Annotated in this window: 19 protein-coding genes and 2 pseudogenes; 6 read left to right on the top strand and 15 right to left on the bottom strand. The window is 58.9% G+C overall.

Annotated elements, in window-relative coordinates; genetic code table 11:
* Positions 1–29: 29 nt before the first annotated feature.
* Positions 30–2,291, bottom strand: coding sequence for a DNA topoisomerase IV subunit A (gene parC / locus D3Y57_RS08820; protein WP_121152674.1), 2,262 nt, complete (start codon positions 2,289–2,291; stop codon positions 30–32).
* A 99-nt stretch (positions 2,292–2,390) separates the two neighbouring features.
* Between parC and D3Y57_RS08825 the strand changes: the two genes are divergently transcribed.
* Entirely contained in the window at positions 2,391–3,431 is a 1,041-nt protein-coding gene (locus D3Y57_RS08825; RefSeq protein WP_121152675.1) for an aldo/keto reductase, read from the top strand.
* Between the two features lie 11 nt (positions 3,432–3,442).
* Here D3Y57_RS08825 and D3Y57_RS08830 read toward each other — a convergent pair whose 3' ends face one another.
* On the bottom strand, positions 3,443–4,372 hold the full coding sequence (locus tag D3Y57_RS08830) for a glutaminase (protein ID WP_205590108.1): 930 nt from the start codon (positions 4,370–4,372) through the stop codon (positions 3,443–3,445).
* Between the two features lies 1 nt (position 4,373).
* A complete protein-coding gene (locus D3Y57_RS08835) occupies positions 4,374–4,940 on the bottom strand; it encodes a cytochrome b (protein WP_121152676.1) in 567 nt (188 codons plus the stop codon).
* A 118-nt stretch (positions 4,941–5,058) separates the two neighbouring features.
* Between D3Y57_RS08835 and D3Y57_RS08840 the strand changes: the two genes are divergently transcribed.
* The 4 genes from D3Y57_RS08840 to bfr all read left to right on the top strand — a co-directional run bounded on the left by D3Y57_RS08840 (position 5,059) and on the right by bfr (position 9,692).
* A complete protein-coding gene (locus tag D3Y57_RS08840; RefSeq protein WP_239026004.1) occupies positions 5,059–6,537 on the top strand; it encodes a glycosyltransferase family 2 protein in 1,479 nt (492 codons plus the stop codon).
* A 36-nt stretch (positions 6,538–6,573) separates the two neighbouring features.
* The gene (gene purL, locus D3Y57_RS08845) at positions 6,574–8,784 is read left to right on the top strand and encodes a phosphoribosylformylglycinamidine synthase subunit PurL (protein ID WP_121152677.1); all 2,211 of its coding nucleotides are present in this window, start codon (positions 6,574–6,576) and stop codon (positions 8,782–8,784) included.
* 151 nt (positions 8,785–8,935) lie between these two features.
* Positions 8,936–9,106, top strand: a complete 171-nt coding sequence (locus D3Y57_RS08850; protein WP_121152678.1) for a (2Fe-2S)-binding protein — start codon at positions 8,936–8,938, stop codon at positions 9,104–9,106.
* A 103-nt stretch (positions 9,107–9,209) separates the two neighbouring features.
* Positions 9,210–9,692, top strand: a complete 483-nt coding sequence (bfr, locus tag D3Y57_RS08855; protein ID WP_121152679.1) for a bacterioferritin — start codon at positions 9,210–9,212, stop codon at positions 9,690–9,692.
* 10 nt (positions 9,693–9,702) lie between these two features.
* Here the strand turns inward: bfr and D3Y57_RS08860 are convergent, their stop codons facing one another.
* From D3Y57_RS08860 to D3Y57_RS08900, 10 genes and pseudogenes are all read right to left on the bottom strand, one after another.
* Entirely contained in the window at positions 9,703–10,134 is a 432-nt protein-coding gene (locus D3Y57_RS08860) for an Hpt domain-containing protein (RefSeq protein WP_239026005.1), read from the bottom strand.
* Positions 10,135–10,223: 89 nt separating this feature from the next.
* Positions 10,224–11,576, bottom strand: coding sequence for a ribosome biogenesis GTPase Der (gene der, locus D3Y57_RS08865; RefSeq protein WP_121152680.1), 1,353 nt, complete (start codon positions 11,574–11,576; stop codon positions 10,224–10,226).
* 119 nt (positions 11,577–11,695) lie between these two features.
* Positions 11,696–13,098 (bottom strand): annotated as a pseudogene (locus D3Y57_RS08870) (PQQ-binding-like beta-propeller repeat protein).
* Positions 13,099–13,141: 43 nt separating this feature from the next.
* Complete coding sequence (locus D3Y57_RS21360) at positions 13,142–13,531, bottom strand: hypothetical protein (protein ID WP_347400420.1); 390 nt, start codon at positions 13,529–13,531, stop codon at positions 13,142–13,144.
* 32 nt (positions 13,532–13,563) lie between these two features.
* Positions 13,564–13,872: a hypothetical protein gene (locus D3Y57_RS21365; protein ID WP_347400421.1), complete on the bottom strand. Its 309-nt coding sequence runs from the start codon at positions 13,870–13,872 to the stop codon at positions 13,564–13,566.
* 57 nt (positions 13,873–13,929) lie between these two features.
* A complete protein-coding gene (gene panB / locus D3Y57_RS08880; protein WP_121152681.1) occupies positions 13,930–14,790 on the bottom strand; it encodes a 3-methyl-2-oxobutanoate hydroxymethyltransferase in 861 nt (286 codons plus the stop codon).
* A gap of 46 nt (positions 14,791–14,836) precedes the next feature.
* Positions 14,837–15,118 carry a DUF427 domain-containing protein gene (locus tag D3Y57_RS08885; RefSeq protein ID WP_121152682.1) on the bottom strand — a complete coding sequence of 94 codons (282 nt, stop codon included), beginning with the start codon at positions 15,116–15,118 and terminating at the stop codon, positions 14,837–14,839.
* 4 nt (positions 15,119–15,122) lie between these two features.
* Entirely contained in the window at positions 15,123–15,503 is a 381-nt protein-coding gene (locus D3Y57_RS08890) for a RidA family protein (protein ID WP_121155670.1), read from the bottom strand.
* 39 nt (positions 15,504–15,542) lie between these two features.
* A complete protein-coding gene (locus D3Y57_RS08895; protein ID WP_121152683.1) occupies positions 15,543–15,890 on the bottom strand; it encodes an arsenate reductase in 348 nt (115 codons plus the stop codon).
* Positions 15,891–16,079: 189 nt separating this feature from the next.
* Positions 16,080–16,307 (bottom strand): hypothetical protein, encoded by a 228-nt coding sequence (locus D3Y57_RS08900; protein WP_121152684.1) that lies wholly within the window; start codon positions 16,305–16,307, stop codon positions 16,080–16,082.
* Positions 16,308–17,377: 1,070 nt separating this feature from the next.
* Here D3Y57_RS08900 and D3Y57_RS08915 point away from each other — a divergent pair.
* Positions 17,378–17,800, top strand: a complete 423-nt coding sequence (locus D3Y57_RS08915) for a VOC family protein (RefSeq protein ID WP_121152687.1) — start codon at positions 17,378–17,380, stop codon at positions 17,798–17,800.
* A 132-nt stretch (positions 17,801–17,932) separates the two neighbouring features.
* Here D3Y57_RS08915 and D3Y57_RS08920 read toward each other — a convergent pair whose 3' ends face one another.
* Positions 17,933–18,208: a hypothetical protein gene (locus tag D3Y57_RS08920; RefSeq protein ID WP_121152688.1), complete on the bottom strand. Its 276-nt coding sequence runs from the start codon at positions 18,206–18,208 to the stop codon at positions 17,933–17,935.
* Positions 18,209–18,214: 6 nt separating this feature from the next.
* A pseudogene (guaA, locus tag D3Y57_RS08925) lies at positions 18,215–19,764 on the bottom strand (glutamine-hydrolyzing GMP synthase).
* Positions 19,765–19,766: the final 2 nt, after the last annotated feature.

Below are 19,766 nucleotides of genomic sequence, written 5' to 3' on the forward strand. Positions count from 1 at the left end.
TGTGCTAAATTTTGCACAGTCCAATGGGGTTATATCCCGAATTTATTGTCCCGGGGAAACCCGGTCGGTGGCATCCGGCCAGCAGCACCGCGAGCCGCCCGCCACGGCGTTAGATCAGCCTCCGTCCGTGTGCGGCCGCTGTCGCCACCCATCGGCCAGCTCAGGCCATTGGCGAAAGTCAGCGAGATTGCATCCGCCAGACCGCCATCGCGATAACGCTGAAGCGACACACCCTGCCCGCGCGACATTTCGGGAAGTTCGCTCAATGGAAAGATCACCAGCTTGCGATTTTCGCCAATCGTCGCAACGAAATCATGGTCTGGTGCAATCGAACGAACGATCGCCAGTTTCGCGCCCGCCTTCACATTAACAACCTGCCGTCCCTTGCGCGTCTCGGCGATCAGTTCGGAAACCTGTGCAACAAAGCCGCGACCGTCACCGGCGACCAGCAACAATTTTGCATCGCGCCGCGCTGTGAACATACGGATGATGCCGGTTTCGCCAGGCAAGTCGATCATCAGGCGTACCGGTTCGCCAAAGCCACGACCGCCCGGCAATTTGTCAGCGCCGAGCGTGTAGAACCGGCCATCTGCGGCGGCGATCATGATCTTGTCGGTCGTCTGGGCGTGGATGGCGAATGCGGGCCCATCGCCTTCCTTAAACTTTGTCGTCTCTGCGCTGGAAAGGTCGGCATGACCTTTCAACGCCCGAATCCAGCCCTTTTGCGACAGGATCACGGTCACCGGCTCACGTTCGATCATCGCATCGAGCGGCACTTCCTTGGCAGGCGCGGCTTCGGAGACGGTCGTGCGGCGCTTGCCCAAAACGGTTTCCGGGCCATAGCGTTCGCGGAGTTTGCCGAGGTCGTTTTTCAGCTTGGTGCGCTGGCGAGCCGGGCTTTCGACGAGCGCAGCCAGTCCCTGACGTTCCTTGTCGAGCTTGCCGCGTTCGTTCTTGATTTCCATTTCCTCAAGCCGCCGCAACGAGCGTAGCCGCATGTTGAGAATAGCTTCGGCTTGCCGGTCGTTGAGCGAAAACTCCTCGATCATCACCGGTTTCGGCTCATCTTCGGTCCGGATGATCTCAATCACGCGATCGAGGTTCAGATAAGCGATCAGATAACCGTCGAGCAGTTCGATGCGGTCGTCGATCTTGCCGATCCGGTGATTCGCGCGACGGATCATGACTTCGAACTGGTGGAGCAACCACGCGTTCAGCACCGCCTTCAGGCTCATCACGCGCGGCGTACGATCGGCACCGAGAACGTTGAGATTAAGCGAGATCTTTACTTCGAGTTCGGTCAGCCGGAACAAGCTCTCCATCAGCACATCGGCATCGACCGAGCGGCTGCGCGGTTCGATGACGACGCGGATTGCCTCATCGCTTTCATCGCGGACGTCGGCGAGGATCGGCAGCTTCTTGTCGTTGATGATCGTGGCGATGGCCTCGATCAGCTTGCCCTTTTGTACGCCATAAGGAATTTCGGTGACGACGGCGACCCAGGTCCCGCGCCCAAGATCCTCGATATGCCAGCGCGAACGAACACGGAATGACCCCCGCCCCGTCTCGTAAGCACGCGCAATTGCCGACGGGTGATCGACGATCAGACCACCGGTTGGGAGATCGGGGCCTTGCACAAAGGCCATCAGCTTGGCGTCGTCCGCGTCGGGCTGATCAATCAGCAACGCCGCGGCATCGAGGATTTCGGCGACATTGTGCGGCGGAATGCTGGTCGCCATGCCAACGGCAATACCGCTCGAACCATTTGCAAGCAGGTTCGGGAACAGGCCCGGCATGAGTTCGGGTTCTTCGTCTTCCCCGTTATAGGTAGCGCGAAAATCTACGGTGCCGTCGTCAAGGCCGGCCATCACATCCATTGCGACCGTGGTCAGCCGAGCCTCGGTGTACCGATAAGCAGCAGCGCCATCGCCATCGATGTTGCCAAAGTTCCCCTGCCCATCGACCAATGGATAACGCAGCGAAAACGTCTGCGCGAGGCGGACCATTGCATCATAAACCGACTGGTCGCCGTGCGGGTGATATTTGCCGATAACATCGCCGACGACGCGCGCACATTTCTTATACCCGCTGGCCGGATCGAGCTTCAGCAACCGCATCGCCCACAACAGTCGCCGATGAACGGGCTTTAACCCATCACGCAAGTCGGGCAGCGATCGCGCTGTGATCGTGGACATCGCATAGACGAGATACCGATCCGACAACGCAGTATCGAACGGCGAATCGACAATCAGGTCAAAGGGGTCGGAGGAGGAGCCGGTGCGCGCGATCATTCCGCTCCCATCTATCAAAGCAAACCCGGTATGGCGAGGTTGTTTGAAGCCCGCGGGTTCTTATCTCTCAGCCTCCCCAAATCCCGCGGAGAATTCCGAATGCGCTACAATCAAATGGGCAATACCGGCCTGAAAGTTTCCGAACTTTGTCTCGGCACGATGACTTTTGGCGAAACCGGTGACGGCAATCCGATGTGGGGCACAATCGCGGGGTTGGACCAGCCGGGCGTCGATGCGATCGTCAAACGCGCCATCAACGCCGGGATCAATTTTTTCGACACGGCCAATGTCTATTCGAACGGCGTTTCAGAGGAGATGCTCGGGCGCGCCTTCAAGAACCTTGGCACCAAGCGCACCGATGCCGTGATTGCCACCAAGTTTTTTGGCTCGATGGGTGAAGGACCAAACGACCGCAGTGGATCGCGCGGGCATATCATGGACGCGGTGGATGCAAGCCTGAAGCGCCTCGATACCGATCATATTGATTTATATCAGATGCACGGCACCGACATAGTCACACCAATCGACGAAACATTGCGCGCGCTCGACGATCTCGTGAGCAGCGGCAAGGTACGGTATATCGGTGTGTCTAACTGGATGGCCTGGAAAATCGCGAAGGCTCTCGGCCGTTCGGAAGCCAAAGGCTATGCGCGATTCGAAACGCTACAAGCCTATTACACCATCGCCAGCCGGGATCTGGAACGCGACATCATCCCACTGCTGGAAAGCGAAAAGGTCGGGCTGATGGTGTGGTCGCCGCTCGCTGGCGGCCTCTTGTCGGGGAAATACAATCGCAATGGTGAAGGAGATCAGGGCCGCCGCGCCGCGTTCGATTTCCCACCGGTAAACAAGGACCGCGCGTTCAACTGCATCGACGCGATGCGTCCGATCGCGGAAGCACACGGCAGCACGGTGGCTCAGGTTGCGCTGGCCTATATTCTCGCCAAACCGTTCGTGACGAGTGTGATTATCGGGGCGAAGCGGATCGAACAGCTCGAGGATAATTTGAAAGCAGTGGATGTGAAACTGACCGCGGAGGATATGAAGACGCTGGATACGGTCAGCGCACTGCCTCCCGAATATCCAGGCTGGATGATCGATTTCCAGAACGGCGCCGCTCGACCCCAGTCCCAGGATTAATTGGGGTAAGATTAAGGCGTAAACACCGACCAGTTCGTAGCGGCAGCGAGGCGTTCGAGCGCTTCGCTGCCAAGGTGTGAATTGCCGCGTTTATTAAGGCCGGGCGACCAGACCGCAATGCTCGCCTTGCCGGGCACGATGGCAAGGATGCCGCCCCCGACGCCCGATTTCCCCGGAATCCCGACACGAAAGGCAAACTCACCCGACCCGTCATAATGTCCGCAGGTCAGCATCAGTGCCATGATGCGCCGTGCGCGGACGGCGGACACGACGGCGCGCCCAGTGTCGGGATGGCGACCGTCGAGCATCAAAAACCGTCCGGCAAGAGCCAGTTGCGTGCAGTTCATCGCAATCGCACATTGGTGGAAATAGACGCGCAGAGCGCCTCCGACATCATGCTCCATATTGTTGAAAGAGCGCATGTAATTGGCAAGCGCCGCGTTACGGAACCCGGTCTGTTCTTCGGAACTGGCAACTTCTGAATCGATAAAGACGCTCTCGTCGCCCGAAAGGAAACGGACGAAACGCAATATATCGCCAATCGCTTCGCGCGGTTCGGAGCCGCCGAGGACGACATCCGACACGACGATCGCACCTGCGTTGATGAACGGATTGCGCGGGATGCCCTTTTCAGCCTCAAGCTGGACGACCGAGTTGAACGCGGACCCCGATGGTTCCACGCCAACCCGCCGCCACAACGTCTCGCCTATCTTGCCGAGAGCAAGGGTCAGCGCAAAGACCTTTGATACCGACTGGATCGAGAACGAAACGTCCGCATCGCCGCCCTTGTGCACTGTCCCATCGGCGGTCACGATCGCGATACCGAAATGCTTTGGATCGACGCCACCGAGGCTGGGGATATAGTCCGCGACCTTCCCGCGATCGACCGCATGCGCGGCATCAGCTGTGATCTCTTCGATCAGGCCGGCCAGGTCGATCATGCTAGCTCCGTCCCGGCCACATCCGCATCAATTCGCGATCTCTGTCGATCCACTGATGCTTCAAAGCGCCCGCGATGTGCGCAAACACCAGAATATAAAGCGCTAATGCAAGGTTTTCGTGAAAATTGGCAAAGCTGTCGTGCACCGTCTTTTTTGCAACCGGGTCCATCGCCAGCACATTGGGCAGCCGCGGCCATTCGAACAGGCCGAACCAGTACATCGGATGGGTCGCGGCATCCTTATAAGCCGAATCCATGATCCAGCCGGTCAGGGGCAGCCCAAAGATGACGAGATAAAACAGCAGGTGAACACCGTGCGCGCTGAACTTTTCCCACTTTTTGTGATGGACCGGCAGCGCGGGCGGGCGATGCGTCAATCGCCACAACAGCCGCATGATCGCGAGGCCAAGGACCGTAATACCAATGGACTTGTGCATATCGATGGCCGGACGAACTCCCGCATCTGGATAGAAATCCCACGTCAGCGCAAGGAAGACGTTGATGACAATCAACGCAGCGATCACCCAATGAAGCGCCATTGCCGTGCGGGTATAACGAGCGACTGCCATTCTTCGGCTCCGGTTTTGCTGGGGTTGGGTAATAGGAGGTTCAGGTGATTTCCCGCAACTTAACGCTGGCATGGCCGAGGTCCAGCACCTATTGCGCGCCGGTTCCAAAGGATAAATCTTGCCCCTGAAGACGCTAGAACAGACGCTTGGCACCACATCGCCACGGCTGAACCCTCCTGCTCGACCGTGGACCGGCGCGGTGATCTGGATGTCAGCGGTGGCGCTGTTCATCGCCCTGTTCGCGCAGGGGTTCGTGCGGATGGGTGTTGCGGCATGGGCAGTGGGGCTCGTGTATATTCTCTATGATACGGCGCTGCTGATCTTCGTGGCGCGTCGAACGTATCGGCTGGTCGGTAAGCCCGCCGCTGTTTCGGCAAGACCGCCTCTCGCCTCGCTCGCGGTCGTCGTGGCCGCCTATAATGAAGCCCCCGTCTTGCAAGTCACGATCGAGGCGCTGCTTGCTCAGGCCAGCCCGCCAGAATTGATCGTCATTGCCGACGACGGGTCCGATGATGACAGCGCGACCGTGCTGGCGCGCATCTATGGCCTGCGCCCGCCGTTGCTCGGTACTTTGGGTGAGGCCGGGACTGTCGCGCCAACGTTGCGCTGGTTGCGCCTGCCCCGCAGCGGCAAAGCGCGCGCGCTGAACATGGCAATCCCGTTGATCGATGCCGATATCGTACTGACCGTGGACGCCGATACTCTGCTCGAACCCGGTGCATTGGTGGCGATGCGGCGCGCCTTTGACGCCGAACCGAAACTTGTGGCGGCGACCGGCGTTCTGCGTCCGATTTGTGGTGACAGTAATTCGGGCCGTATTTTCCAGTGGTTCCAGACCTACGAATATGTCCGCAATTTCATGTCGCGCTATGCATGGATGGGGTCGAACAGCCTGTTGCTGATTTCAGGCGCGTTTGCAGGGTTCCGGCGTGAGGCGCTGGTCGCAGTGGGCGGCTTCGATCCCGAATGTCTGGTCGAGGATTATGAGGTGATGCACCGCCTCCACCGCTATTCGATCGACAATGATTTCGGCTGGACGGTACGCGTGCTGGGCGATGCTCAGGCCAGCACCGATAGTCCGGGCACGCTGATGCCATTCCTTCGCCAGCGGCGGCGGTGGTTTGCCGGGTTCCTCCAGACCCAACTCTGGAACCGCGATATGATCGGCAACCGGCGCTATGGCGCGCTTGGAACTGCGATGATGCCGGTGAAATCGCTGGACACGGTGCAGCCACTTTATGGGCTAGCCGCGTTCGCGCTGCTCATAACATTCATCGTAACCGGCAATCTGAAGGTCGCCCTGCCCGTCATCATCGCAATGGTCGCCAAGGTGGTGATCGACCTTTGCTATCTGCTGTGGTCGCTGAAACTTTACCGGCACTGGACCGGCCAGCGCCTCAGTCCGTGGGGCGCATTGGCATCGGCTGTGGTAGAGCCGCTCACGTTCCAGTTACTGCGCCATGCGGGTGCCGCATGGGGATGGTATGTGTTCCTTACCAAGAAGCAGGTTTGGGGCACCACGGCGCGGGGGGAATATTGTCGCGGATCGATGCCCCGAACGATCGTGCTGTGGATGCCGGATCGCCTGCCTGACTGACTATACGAACAGAGGCCATCTCGCTAAGGGCGTGCCATGTCGGATATCACGCCCCAGATCGTCGCCGAACACGGCTTTTCCCCCGAAGAATACGAACGCGTCCTGAACGCGATGGGCCGTGAGCCCAATATGACCGAACTCGGCATATTTTCGGTGATGTGGTCGGAACATTGCAGCTATAAATCTTCGATTATCCATTTGAAAAAGCTGCCGACTACCGGACCGCAGGTCATTTGCGGGCCGGGCGAAAACGCTGGCGTGGTCGATATCGGCGACGGTCAGGCAGTCATCTTCAAGATGGAGAGCCATAACCACCCAAGCTATATCGAACCCTATCAGGGCGCGGCGACGGGCGTTGGCGGCATCCTGCGCGATGTCTTCACGATGGGCGCGCGGCCGGTTGCGAACCTGAACGCGTTGCGATTCGGGCGGCCCGATCATCCGAAGATGAAGCACCTTATTGCCGGAGTCGTGCGCGGCATCGGTGGCTACGGCAATTGCGTCGGCGTGCCGACAGTTGGTGGTGAGGTGAACTTCCACGCCGCTTATGATGGTAACATCCTCGTCAACGCGATGACGGTTGGCGTGGCCGAACAGGACAAGATTTTTTACTCGGCGGCTTCGGGTGTCGGCAACTCTATCGTCTATGTCGGTTCGAAAACCGGTCGCGACGGCATCCACGGTGCTACGATGGCAAGCGCGGACTTCTCAGAGGATTCGGAGGAGAAGCGCCCAACGGTTCAGGTCGGCGATCCGTTCACCGAGAAACTGCTGATCGAGGCGTGCCTCGAACTGATGGCTTCCGACGCAATCGTCGCGATTCAGGATATGGGCGCGGCTGGACTGACGTCTTCGGCGGTCGAGATGGCGAGCAAGGGCCAGGTCGGCATCGAACTCGACATGGACGCCGTGCCGTGCCGCGAAACCGGCATGACGCCGTATGAAATGATGCTGAGCGAATCGCAGGAGCGGATGCTCATGGTCCTGAAGCCGGGGCGCGAAGATTTCGCGGAAGCCATCTTCAAGAAGTGGGAACTCGACTTCGCGGTTATCGGCAAAGTGACCGAGACCGGCCATATGGTGCTGACGTGGAAGGGCGATGTCGTTTGCGACATTCCGCTTGGTCCACTCGCCGACGATGCGCCGCGTTATGACCGCCCGTGGGTGCCAACGCCAAAGCGCGCAGCCCTGACCGACGTGCCGCAGTCAGCCGATATCGGTGCCGATCTGTTGAAGCTGATGGGATCGCCCGACATCGCCAGCCGTCGCTGGATCTGGGAGCAATATGACTGTCAGGTCGGAGCGGATACCGTCCAGCGGCCCGGCGGCGATGCTGCCGTCGTACGCGTCCACGGCACGCAAAAGGGGCTGGCGATCACGACCGATTGCACCCCGCGTTATTGCTATGCCGATCCGGTCGAGGGCGGGAAGCAGGCGATTGCCGAAGCGTATCGGAATTTGAGCGCTGTGGGCGCCAAGCCGCTGGCGGCCACCGACTGCATGAACTTCGGCAACCCGCAGCGCCCTGAGATCATGGGCCAGTTTGTGGGTTGTATCGAGGGGATGGGCGAAGCCTGTCGCGCCCTCGACTTCCCGATCGTGAGTGGCAACGTGTCGCTTTATAACGAAACCAAGAACGACGACGGCACCGGCAGCGCGATCTTGCCAACGCCTGCAATTGGTGGCGTCGGGTTGCTGGCCGACTGGTCGAAATCGGCCACAATCGCGTTCAAGGCCGTGGGTGAGGCGATTTACCTTCTCGGCAAAAGCAACGGCCATATCGGGCAATCGGTTTGGCTAAGGGATGTCGTTGGTCGCGAAGATGGGCCACCGCCTCCGGTCGATCTCCATGCCGAGCGTCTGAACGGCTCCCATGTTCGCGAATGGATCGCCGCAGGACTTGTTACTGCGGTCCACGATCTGTCGGATGGTGGATTGGCAGTAGCGCTTGCGGAAATGGCACTGGCTGGCAAGCTTGGCGCAATAACTGCAGCTGCCACACACGATATGACCCCGGAAGCATGGTGGTTCGGAGAGGATCAGAGCCGTTACATCGTGACGGTTGCCGACGTTGCCGCTTTTGAAAAGCACCTTGGCGCGGGCAATGACAGTTTCGATGCACAGGGCGGTCAGACTCACCGCATCGGTACAACTGGGGGTAACGAGATTCTCGGTGTCTCTGTCTCTGATCTGAGCGTCGCACACGAGGGCTTTTTCCCGAATCTGATGGGCGACGGCATTTCATAAGACACCCCCGCTTTCCTGAGCCTGTCGAAGGATTGTCCGTCTTTCTACCTCAACAAGCACACGGATCTTTCGACAGGCGCAAGGAAGCAGTTTAATCGCAACATACAAACTTCCTATTGCGAGCCATTATCATTCGCGCTAGCGAGTGGTCATGGTCGTATGTATCTGCAACGCGATTCGCGAAAATCAGGTCCGGGATGCCGCACGTGCGGGGTCGTTCGAGCCCAAATGCGCTTATCGGCGGCTTGGCTGTCAGGTGAAATGTGGTCAGTGCATTCCCTTCGCACGTGAAATCATAGCGTCCGAGCACGCGACTGCTTGACGGTCGCATTAGCAAAGAAATGGCTGAAATCCGCCATTTTCTGCCTATTATTTAACTTCATTGCGTCTATGCTACGACAGAATTTGCAGCGGAGCATTGCGCCATGAAGGGCGATCCAAAGGTCATCGAATTTCTGAATACGGCGCTCAAGAACGAGCTGACCGCGATCAACCAGTATTTCCTGCATTACCGGATGCTCGATCATTGGGGCGTGCATAAGCTCGCCAAATTCGAATATGGCGAATCCATCGATGAGATGAAGCACGCAGACACACTGTCGCAGCGAATCCTTTTTCTCGACGGCCTGCCTAACTTCCAACTGCTTGGACGCCTCCGCATCGGAGAGTCGGTCGAGGAGGTTCTAAAAGCCGATTTGGCGCTCGAGGAAGAAGCCCTTCCCCCGCTTCGCGATGGCATCGCTTATTGTGAAACGGTGCGCGATTATGTGACCCGCGACATCCTCGCGCACATTCTCGAAAGCGAAGAAGAGCATGTCGATACGCTGGAGCGTCAGTTCGACATGATCCGCCAGATGGGCATCGCCAACTATATTCAGTTGCAGTCAAAGGCTGAAGGCGAAAGCTGAACGGTCGCGTTTAAAGCTGGCCGAACCGCTGATTGGCGGCTTCGGCTTTACGTCCGAAGGCACGGCGTTCCACCAGCGGATTGGTCTCGCGTTCAAAGGCTAGCAAGGTGTCGTCAAACAGCCCACGCAGCTTGACGACATCAGGAAGCGCCTCATCGGGGCTCTGTCGCCATTCAACGCTCTGGCGGGCGACGATTTCGATCTTTTCGGCAAGGTCGGCGAGCGCATCTGCTCCAAACTGCGATGCCTCGCCTTTTAATGTGTGCGCTGGCAGCACCATTGCGGCTGCATCGGCGGAACGCATGGCATCTTCGATCGCCACGACCGACTTCGCGCCATCTTCGCGAAAATAGCCGAGAATCCGCACGAAATCGGCCCCAAGCTCGCTACGCGCGCTCGAGAATCCGGCCCAGTCGATAATCGTTTCGGCTTCTTCGGACACTCAAGGCACTCCACGGGTTCGACTTGTGTCCCACCACAAGCCTTCGCCTTAGAGCATCCAAGTAAATACAGTGTTACGCAGGCCCCGGATTAAGTCGGCGCGAACGGGTTTTTCGGCGCGCGGAAGGTCAAGCGGACAGGCACAGCACCAAAGCCAAGTTCGCGACGGATACCGTTGACCAGATAGCGGCGATAGCTTTCAGGCAACTGATCCACGCGCGTCCCGAAGATCACAAAGCTTGGCGGGCGCGATTTGATCTGCGTGATGTAGCGCAATTTGATGCGACGACCACCGGGCGCAGGCGGCGGATTGGCCTCCAGCGCGCGTTCGAACCAGCGGTTGAGCTCACCGGTAGGCACGCGCTTCGACCAGGCATCACGCGTCTCGAAGGCGACCTTCAGCAGCACATCCAGCCCTTTGCCGGTCGCTGCCGATACCGTCAGCAGCGGAACGCCCTTGACCTGTGCAAACCCCTCATCAAGCGCGAAGCGCACGCCGTTGAACAGCGCGGACTGCCCTTCGGCAACGTCCCATTTGTTCAGCGCGATAACCATCGCGCGACCTTCTTCGAAAATCTGGTCGGCAATGCGCAGATCCTGCGCTTCCAGCCCGCGCGTGGCATCGAGCAACAGCACGACAACCTCGGCGAAATCGATGGCATGGGCGGTATCGGCAGCCGAAAGCTTTTCCAGCTTGTCCTCGACCTTGGCTTTGCGCCTCAGCCCAGCCGTATCGATCAGGCGAACCGCCCTGCCTTCGAATTCCCATTCGATGGCAATCGAATCGCGCGTGATGCCAGCCTCTGGGCCGGTAATCATGCGCTCTTCACCGAGAATCTTGTTCACCAGCGTCGATTTGCCCGCATTCGGTCGTCCAACAATTGCCATCTTCAATGGCGCACTGGGCGATTCATCATCTTCCTCTACCACCGCTTCGACAGCGATCCGGTCAAGATGCGGCATCAATTCATCGAACAGATCCGCCAGTCCCTCGCCATGTTCGGCAGAGAACGGAATCGGTTCGCCAAAGCCAAGCGAGAAAGATTCGTACACACCACTATCGCCAGCACGCCCTTCGGCCTTGTTGGCAATCAGTATGACCGGCGTATTCGTACCACGCAGCCAGCGCGCAATTTCCTGATCGAGCGGAACTAGACCCGCTCGCGAATCGATGACGAACAGCGCCACATCTGCGCCTGCAACCGCCGCTTGCGTCTGCGCCCGCATCCGGCCCGGCAGAGTGGCGGCATCGTCTTCTTCGAACCCGGCGGTGTCCACCAGGCGAAAATTCATACCGCTCAGGTTCGCATCACCTTCACGACGGTCGCGGGTGACACCGGGCCGATCATCGACAAGCGCGACTTTCTTGCCGACAAGCCGGTTAAACAGCGTCGATTTGCCCACATTTGGACGACCGATAATGGCGACGACGGGCAAAGACATTGTTTGAATCTTTCCCCCCTCCCGGTTTCAGGGAGAGGGTAAGGAGGGGTGGTTGGATGAGCGTAACAAATCGCGCCCGCTCCCGCTATCTTTACGGGGAGTGCGCTATCCGTTCGCGTTCAACGAAACGCGGTGATGCGCCCCGAATTGTCGAATATGTAAAGCACCGAATTGGCGACGATCGGTTGAAGGAATACCGGCTGGCCGATCTTGGTCGTATCCTGCGTTTTCCCATCGGTCGGCGAAACGGTCACCATCTCACCCGTCGAATTGGCGAGGATCAGGCGATCGCCTGCCAGCACTGGACCAGTCCAGGTCACTGTACCGTTCTTGGCCTTGCCCTTGCGGAAGCGCTCAAGCTGTGAAACCCAGCGGATTTTACCCGTTGCGCGCGCTATGCAAAGCAGCTTTGCCTCGTCGGTCACGACGAACACCCACTCACCGGCAACCCAGGGGTCGACAGCCCGGCAACGTTCAGTTCCCACAGGCGCTGGCCGGTGACGAGTTCAAGGCTGACCATGCGGCCACCCAGTCCAATTGCGAACACGCGCCCCTGATCGATCACAGGGTTGGCATCGATATCCGTCAACGTACCAACCGATGTGTTGATGCTGGTGCGCGAAAGCGTGTCCTGCCAGACGCTGCGGCCATTCTCGTAACGATAGGCCGTCAGATCGCCCGAGGAAAAGCCGCTAACCACCGTTCCCTGGCCAATCGCAGGAGCCGCAACGCCGAACACCCCGGCCACTGATACCGCGGCAGCCTCTGTCCATTCAGTATTGCCGTCGGTTGCACGCAGAGCGAACAACTGATTGTCCTGGCTCATGACATAGATATTGCCGAGCGCAACAGAAGGAGCACCGCGCAATGGGGCGCTCAGATGCTTTTTCCAGATAACCGAACCATCGGCGATCTTCAGCGCGCCGACATCGCCCATGCCGTTGGTTGCGTACAATATCCCGTCATCGACGCTGACCCCACCACCGAACAACGCGTTGTTGTTATTCTTCTTTTTGCTCTTCTTCTTTTTCTTGCCATCATCGCTGGGGGCCGCGGCATCAGGTGCCGCAGCGGGCTCGGCCGCCACAGGGGGCGCAATGCCGTCGTCGCCGAACACAACCGACCATGTCTTTGCACCGGTGACTGCATCGAACGCCGTGATGCGTGCGTCGGTATCCATGACATAAAGCTTGCCACCAGCGACGACCGGGGTCGCGGCGAGGCGCGTCGCCTTTGACGAACTGGCGACGCGCGCCATCCATGCTTGCGACAGGGTAGTACCAAGGGCGAGATGCCCCATCGACTTGCTCGCGCTGCCGCCGGGTTGACCCCAGGCATCGTTGGGCGTGGCAGGCGGCAATGTGACCGCAACACCGGCCAGTGCAGGCTCTACTTCGACGCCGTTTTCGCTGGTCAGGATCGGAACGCGATCACCGGCCAGCATCGACTTCGGCTTACTCGCCTTGAACACACCGCAGCCGCTAAGCGCCAGTGCCAGCCCCAGAACCGGAGCCAGCGCCATTGCTCCGCGATAATACCGCGCGCCCGTTTTGGTCTTCATCATTCTAATTCTTGTCCTTACCGGTGGCGTTGCCGGTCGCGGCGGCTTTGCCTGCGCCCGCTGGTATCGCCTCGACACCAAATATACCTGCCAACTGAACGATGCGCGAACGGATCGTCGGCGGCACTTGTTCGTCGCCAATCATCGCCTTGAACGTTGCTCCGGCAAGGTCGGGCTTGTTCATTTTCATATAGGCCACGCCGACCATTTCACCCGCGCTGCCGAACCACGGATTACCGGGAATGGCGAGCGGTTTCAGGCGGGCAACGACCTGTTCCGGCTTAAGCGTGTCATACTCGCTCGCGGTCTGGCGAACGAGCGCAAGATCACGATATGGCTGGGCCAGTGACGTATCAGCGGCAACCGCACCGAATTGCGCAGCGGCACTTTTCAAATCGCCTTTTTGAACGGCGAGGTCGGCCAGGGTCAGCGCAGCAGCAGCCTTATACCCAGGGACTTTCGACGTAGCGAGCGCATCCAGCCGGGGGCCAACCCCTGTGTTTTATCTACGGCCAGATCGTCCATAGCGCCGGAAAGCTGTTCGCCTTCGACGCCAGCGGCTTCCGCTTGTCGCGACTGCCAGTATAAAAACCCGCCAAGTGCGACAAGCGCGGCGACGATCCCGATAACGATCAAGCGACCCCAGCGCTGCCAGATGCTGGCAAACTGGTCGCGCCGCAGTTCGTCATCGACTTCGCGCAGAAAGGCTTCGTTGGTCGGGGGCGTCGAGGCCAATTTCAATTCTCTCTCACGATAAACCGCCGCACCCTTAGCGTTGGTGCACGCGCACGGCTAGTCCTTGGGCGCGTAGGTCTGATCCGGCGTGGGAAAGCTGCGATCACGGACTTCGGCGGCGTATTTTTGCGCAGCATCGCCGATCAATCCCGACATGTCGGCATAGCGTTTTACAAAGCGCGCCGTGCGATCGAACAGGCCAAGCATATCTTCGGCGACCAGCACCTGTCCGTCGCAATGCACCGATGCACCTATGCCGATGGTAGGGCAGGAAACGCTGTTGGTGATCTCTACCGCTATCGGTTCGACAACGCCTTCGATCACGAAAGCAAATGCACCCGCGCTGTCGATGGCTTTTGCGTCGGCGATTATCTTGGCACGTTCAGCTTCGCTCCGGCCTCGTGCGCCATATCCGCCAAGCTGGTTTACGGCCTGCGGGGTCAGTCCGATATGCCCCATCACAGGAATTCCACGCGCCGAAAGAAAGGCTATCGTTGGCGCCATCGCCTCGCCGCCCTCCAGCTTGACCCCGGCGGCTCCCGTTTCCTTCAGGATGCGCGCCGCACTGTGGAATGCCTGCTCAGGCGATGCTTCGTAACTTCCGAACGGCATATCGATCAGGACGACGGCATGATAGCTGCCGCGCACGACCGCCGCGCCATGAGCACACATCATTTCGAGCGTGACGGGAACCGTGGACGGCAGGCCATATATCACTTGCCCCAGCGAATCACCGACGAGAAGCATGTCGCAATGCGGATCGAGCAATTGCGCCGTCCGCACAGTGTATGCGGTCAGCATCACCAGCGGCGTCTTTCCCTTCGCCTTGCGAATTGCCGGAATGGTCAGGCGCTTCATCGGAGCCGGCGTCGGGGTCGCGCGACTGGTGGAGGTATCGATTGTGTAGGTCGTGGACATGGCCCGCTTCTAACCCGGTGGCGCCGGCATTGCCACAGCCCCTTGCTCAGCTAACGACCACGCCCTTCCAGAAAGCGACGCGCCCGGCAATTTCACTCGCCTCGCGCTTTGGACATTTATAATACCACGCAGCGTCGCGGTTTTCTGCGCCACCGGCCCGGACGGAATAATAGTTCGCTGTCCCCTTCCACGGGCACGCCGACGTCGTAGCGCTATCGAAAAGCACACCGGGAGTTACCGATTCGGCAGGAAAATAATGATTGCCTTCGACAACTACAATGTCGTCGCTCTCGGCGATCGTTACGCCGTTCCAGACTGCCTTCACCATCGCATTATCCCTTGAATGCCGTAACCTCTATCTCGATCTTCATTTCGGGAGTGACGAGGCCGGTTACAAGGCAGGTTGCCGCCGGGCGTATGTCGGCGAACACCGCGCCCAGCACGGGGCCGATTGCCGACCAATAGGCCGCGTCGGCGATATAATAGGTTGCGCGGACCACATCGGCCATTGCGAAGCCCCCCTCCGCCAGCGCTTTTGCAATCGTAGCGAGCGCGTTGGCCGCCTGATCCTCGACACTGTCGGGCATCGTCATATTGGCATAATCATAGCCAGTGGTTCCGGCGACGAAGCACCAGTCCCCCTGCACGACGGCACGGCTATAGCCGACGGTGGTTTCGAATGGCGAACCGGATGAGATGAGTTGGCGTGTCATGGCGCAGCGCATTGGCAATTACACGGTGCGCTGTCCAGCTTAGCCTAAAGTCGTTGTCCATAATTCGGGTTTGAAACCGACGAGCAACACCCCCTCGCCCTCGACAATCGGACGTTTGATCATCGAAGGGTTGGCGATCATCAGCTTGATGGCCTTGTCGCGCGTCAAGTCGGCTTTATCTTCGGCAGGTAAGGCACGGAAGGTTGTACCGGCTTTGTTGAGCACGGCTTCCCACCCGAGACCATCGCACCAACGCGCCAGTGAAACCTGATCGATGCCTGCCTTTTTATAGTCGTGAAAAACGAAGGCAACGCCATGTGCATCGAGCCACGTCCGCGCTTTTTTCACCGTGTCGCAATTTGGTATACCGTAAACAGTCAACGTCATCGCGGTTCCTCTGTCGAATCTGTGTCGCCCTATCCGCGATTGCGGCGTCAGCCAACAGAAGTCATCTGTCTGCAAACGCCCAATTCCGGACATTGCGTAGTGAGGGTGGCGCGGCTCGTCAGCGAGGGGGCCGGGAACCAATCAGTCTTGCGAGGAACCAAGTGAAAACGACGAGAGCGGTGCCTTGTACTAAGCCGTCGCAATCGTTGTGAGGATCAGGTTTTCCGGCACGATCGCCAAGCCCACGAAGTTTACATAGCTCCAGAGGAGGCCTGCCCAAGCCGCGTAAACGATCGGCGGCGTTGGATGGAAGCGGCGCTGCCACCACACGATAGCGCCGATGCAAACTAAAAATACCGCAACGTCGATCAGGAGAAAAAGGAAGAGGGTGGGGGCGAGGTCGCCTGTTTTCTCCATGATGCGATCATGCCGCAGAGGACGGCTGTGTCAACGTCCGCTTCCCACCAGTTTTGCCATTCGCCGTTAACGACAAGCTGGTGATAGGCGTCGGGCAGTTCGCGCCCATTTGCAGACGTTAACGTGCCGGGTATGATCACTCCGAGGAGTCCGCGATGAGCCAACATTCATTACCCGTTGGATTGGCGTTGTTCATGGGGCTGTCATGCGGAGGGAGCGCAGCGTTCGTGCTGTGGAGGACATTCGGTGCGATCCGCTCCGGGTCGATGTGGCTTCGCGGGCAGAATGTAGCCAGATCTGACGAGCCAATTTGGTTCTGGGCGTATGTGGCGACGTACTTGGTGATGTTGGGGGCTTTGCTCTACGGTTTAGGTCAAGCGATCACTCAATAGCTACGACCGCTTCCCACCATTTCGAGACATTTCGGCTCGGCGCCGGTAGAATGGACGCTCCCGTCCAGTTGCGGACCTTAGCGATTTACGCGACAAAGATGCGATGCGGTGGAACGACCTTACAACGACCCTGATTGCATTACTGTGGTCACTTTTGTTGGTGTCGGGTGTTGAAGGTCTTATTGGTATAAGGTCGCGACACATTCCCGGCTACCCAGCAACAGCACAAATAATCCTGTATGCCGGGGTGCCAGTTCTGTTTTTGCTGTTTTTAGTTGGAGCGGCTATCCTCTCGCGAAAGGCTCGCTGGTTTTACGACCTCTACCCTTTTGCGACCGGGTTGGTCGCGTTGTTCACTTTTCCCGTTTAGATGTTTTGGGGCGGCGGCGTTTAAACAACGGTTGAGCTAGATGGCAGCTTTCCAGTCTCAGTGACCAGCGGAACGGCAGCTATCCACCATCCAGAGGCATTCCGGCTTTTTGCAAACGGCGGCAACCGCCCCTTTGCGGACGTTGCCAGCCATATTCGACGTCGCTACAAACGGCCTGTCGAAAAAGGGAAGATCGGTGCGGTTAGCCCAATCCCTGCGAAATCAGGCCCTGTCCCTCGCTGCGGCGTTGAGTCCCAAGACCTTGAACGTTGTTGTAACGGTGCAGCAGCGAATGAAAGGCTTTGGATATGCAACAGCAGATCTCCGTCATCACTCTTGGCATCAGCGATTTGGCACGCTCCCGTCGGTTCTACTTTGAGGGATTTGGATGGGCGCCTGTGTTCGAGAATGACGAAATCATCTTTTATCAGATGAATGGATTTGTGCTCGGGACCTTCGAGAAGTCCGCGCTTGAAAAAGACATGGCCCGCTCTGGGCTATCTACGCCCGGCGCATTTTCGTTCGCGCACAATGTGCCAAGCCAAGCGGACGTTGCAGGCGTGATGGAGCAGTTGGTCACTGCCGGCGGCCGTCTCATCAGACCGGCAGATGCCTCCTCGCATGGTGGGTTCCGAGGCTATGTGGCCGATCCTGATGATCACGCTTGGGAGATAGCGTGGAATCCAAACTGGCCCATTGATGAGAATGGCCACGTCACCTTCGCGCTTTGAACTCGCGGTCCGCTTTCCTGTGTTCTCGCAGGGGAGCGGACGGTCGGCAATCCACCAAGATCAGCCCTTCAGCCTGCCAGAAAAATAGCCTTTCGCGACCCAATCGGCATGCCGTATAAAATCACGGCGCGCCTAACCCTGATCGGACCGATTTTCGCCGGTAGCCATAGTTTCGGCAAGCCGCATCAATTCGTCCGGATTAAGGATCCAGGTGCGCGTCTTACGTCCGACGCGAAATACAGGTTTCGTGAGCAAGACGCGTGAATCCGCCTGAGTGGCCGCCTTGAACGCAGCGAAGTGGCGCACACAATCGTGGAGGGTTCCGATGAAGGGCGCGGTGCCGTCAAGATCGATTAACGTGGCTTGCTCATCCCACGCAATCGCGGCGGAGGTCAGCTCGATCGGCATTTTTGCTCACTCCCACTCGATCGTACCGGGCGGCTTGCTGGTGTAATCGTACACCACGCGGTTGATGCCTTGCACTTCGTTGACGATGCGGGTGGCGACACGGCTCAGGAAACTGGCATCGAACGGATAAATGTCAGCCGTCATTCCGTCGGTGCTGGTGACTGCCCGCAACGCACACACGTTTTCATACGTCCGTCCGTCGCCCATCACGCCGACGGTCTTTACAGGCAACAGCACCGCAAACGCCTGCCAGATCGCATCGTAGAGGCCTGCATTGCGGATCTCCTCAAGATAGATGGCGTCTGCCTTGCGAAGCACGTCGCAGCGTTCCTTGGTAACCTCGCCGGGGATTCTGATGGCAAGACCCGGACCGGGGAACGGGTGACGGCCGACGAACACTTCGGGTAACCCGAGTTCACGGCCAAGCACGCGGACTTCGTCCTTGAACAATTCGCGCAACGGCTCGACCAGCCCCATCTTCATCCGTTCGGGCAGGCCGCCGACATTGTGATGGCTCTTGATCGTGACGCTGGGGCCGCCGGTGAAGCTGACGCTTTCAATGACGTCGGGATACAGCGTACCCTGCGCAAGAAAGTCCGCACCGCCGATCTTTTTGGCTTCGTCGTCGAACACTTCGATAAACGTCTTGCCGATGAATTTGCGCTTTTCCTCGGGTCGGTCAGCCCCTTCAGGCCGTTCATGAACAGGGTTTCCGCGTTCACATGGACCAGCGGGATACCATAATGCTCGCGGAACAAGCCAACGACCTGCTCGCTCTCGCCAAGCCGCATCAGGCCGTGATCGACATAAACGCAGGTCAACTGATCGCCGATCGCTTCATGAATCAGGACCGCCGCAACCGCCGAATCGACGCCGCCCGACAGGCCGCAGATCACCTTCTTGCCGCCGACCTGCTTACGGATGTCGGCAATCTTTGCCGCGCGATAGCCGGCCATCGTCCAGTCGCCCTTCAATCCGCAAACGTGGCGGACAAAGTTGGCGATCAGCTTGCCGCCGTCGGGGGTGTGGACGACTTCAGGGTGGAACATCGTGCCGTAGAAGCGGCGTTTGTCATCGGCAACGACCGCATAGGGCGCGCGTTCCGACGTTGCGACCACGCGAAAGCCGGGCGGCAAAGCCTCGACCTTATCGCCGTGGCTCATCCACACCTGATGGCTTTCGCCCTGTTTCCAAAGCCCGTCGAACAACACGCAAGGCTCATCGACCTTCAGGAAGGCGCGGCCGAACTCCCGCGATTCGACACTGCCGACTTTGCCTCCCAATTGCGATGCCATCGTCTGCTGGCCGTAACAGATGCCGAGAATCGGCAGGCCCGCTTCGAAGAATCGCTGTGGCGCACGCGGGCTATCAGCGTGAGTGACCGAAGCCGGGCCACCCGACAGGATAATACCTGCCGGATCGAGCCGGTCGAACGCGGCCTCTGCGGCGTTGAACGGGGCGATCTCACAATAAACACCGGCCTCGCGGACGCGGCGGGCGATGAGTTGAGTGACCTGACTTCCAAAGTCGACGATAAGAATTGTTGCGGCTGGCATGG

Source organism: Sphingomonas paeninsulae (genome assembly GCF_003660165.1).
In the GTDB taxonomy this organism is placed as follows: Bacteria; Pseudomonadota; Alphaproteobacteria; order Sphingomonadales; family Sphingomonadaceae; genus Sphingomonas_O; species Sphingomonas_O paeninsulae.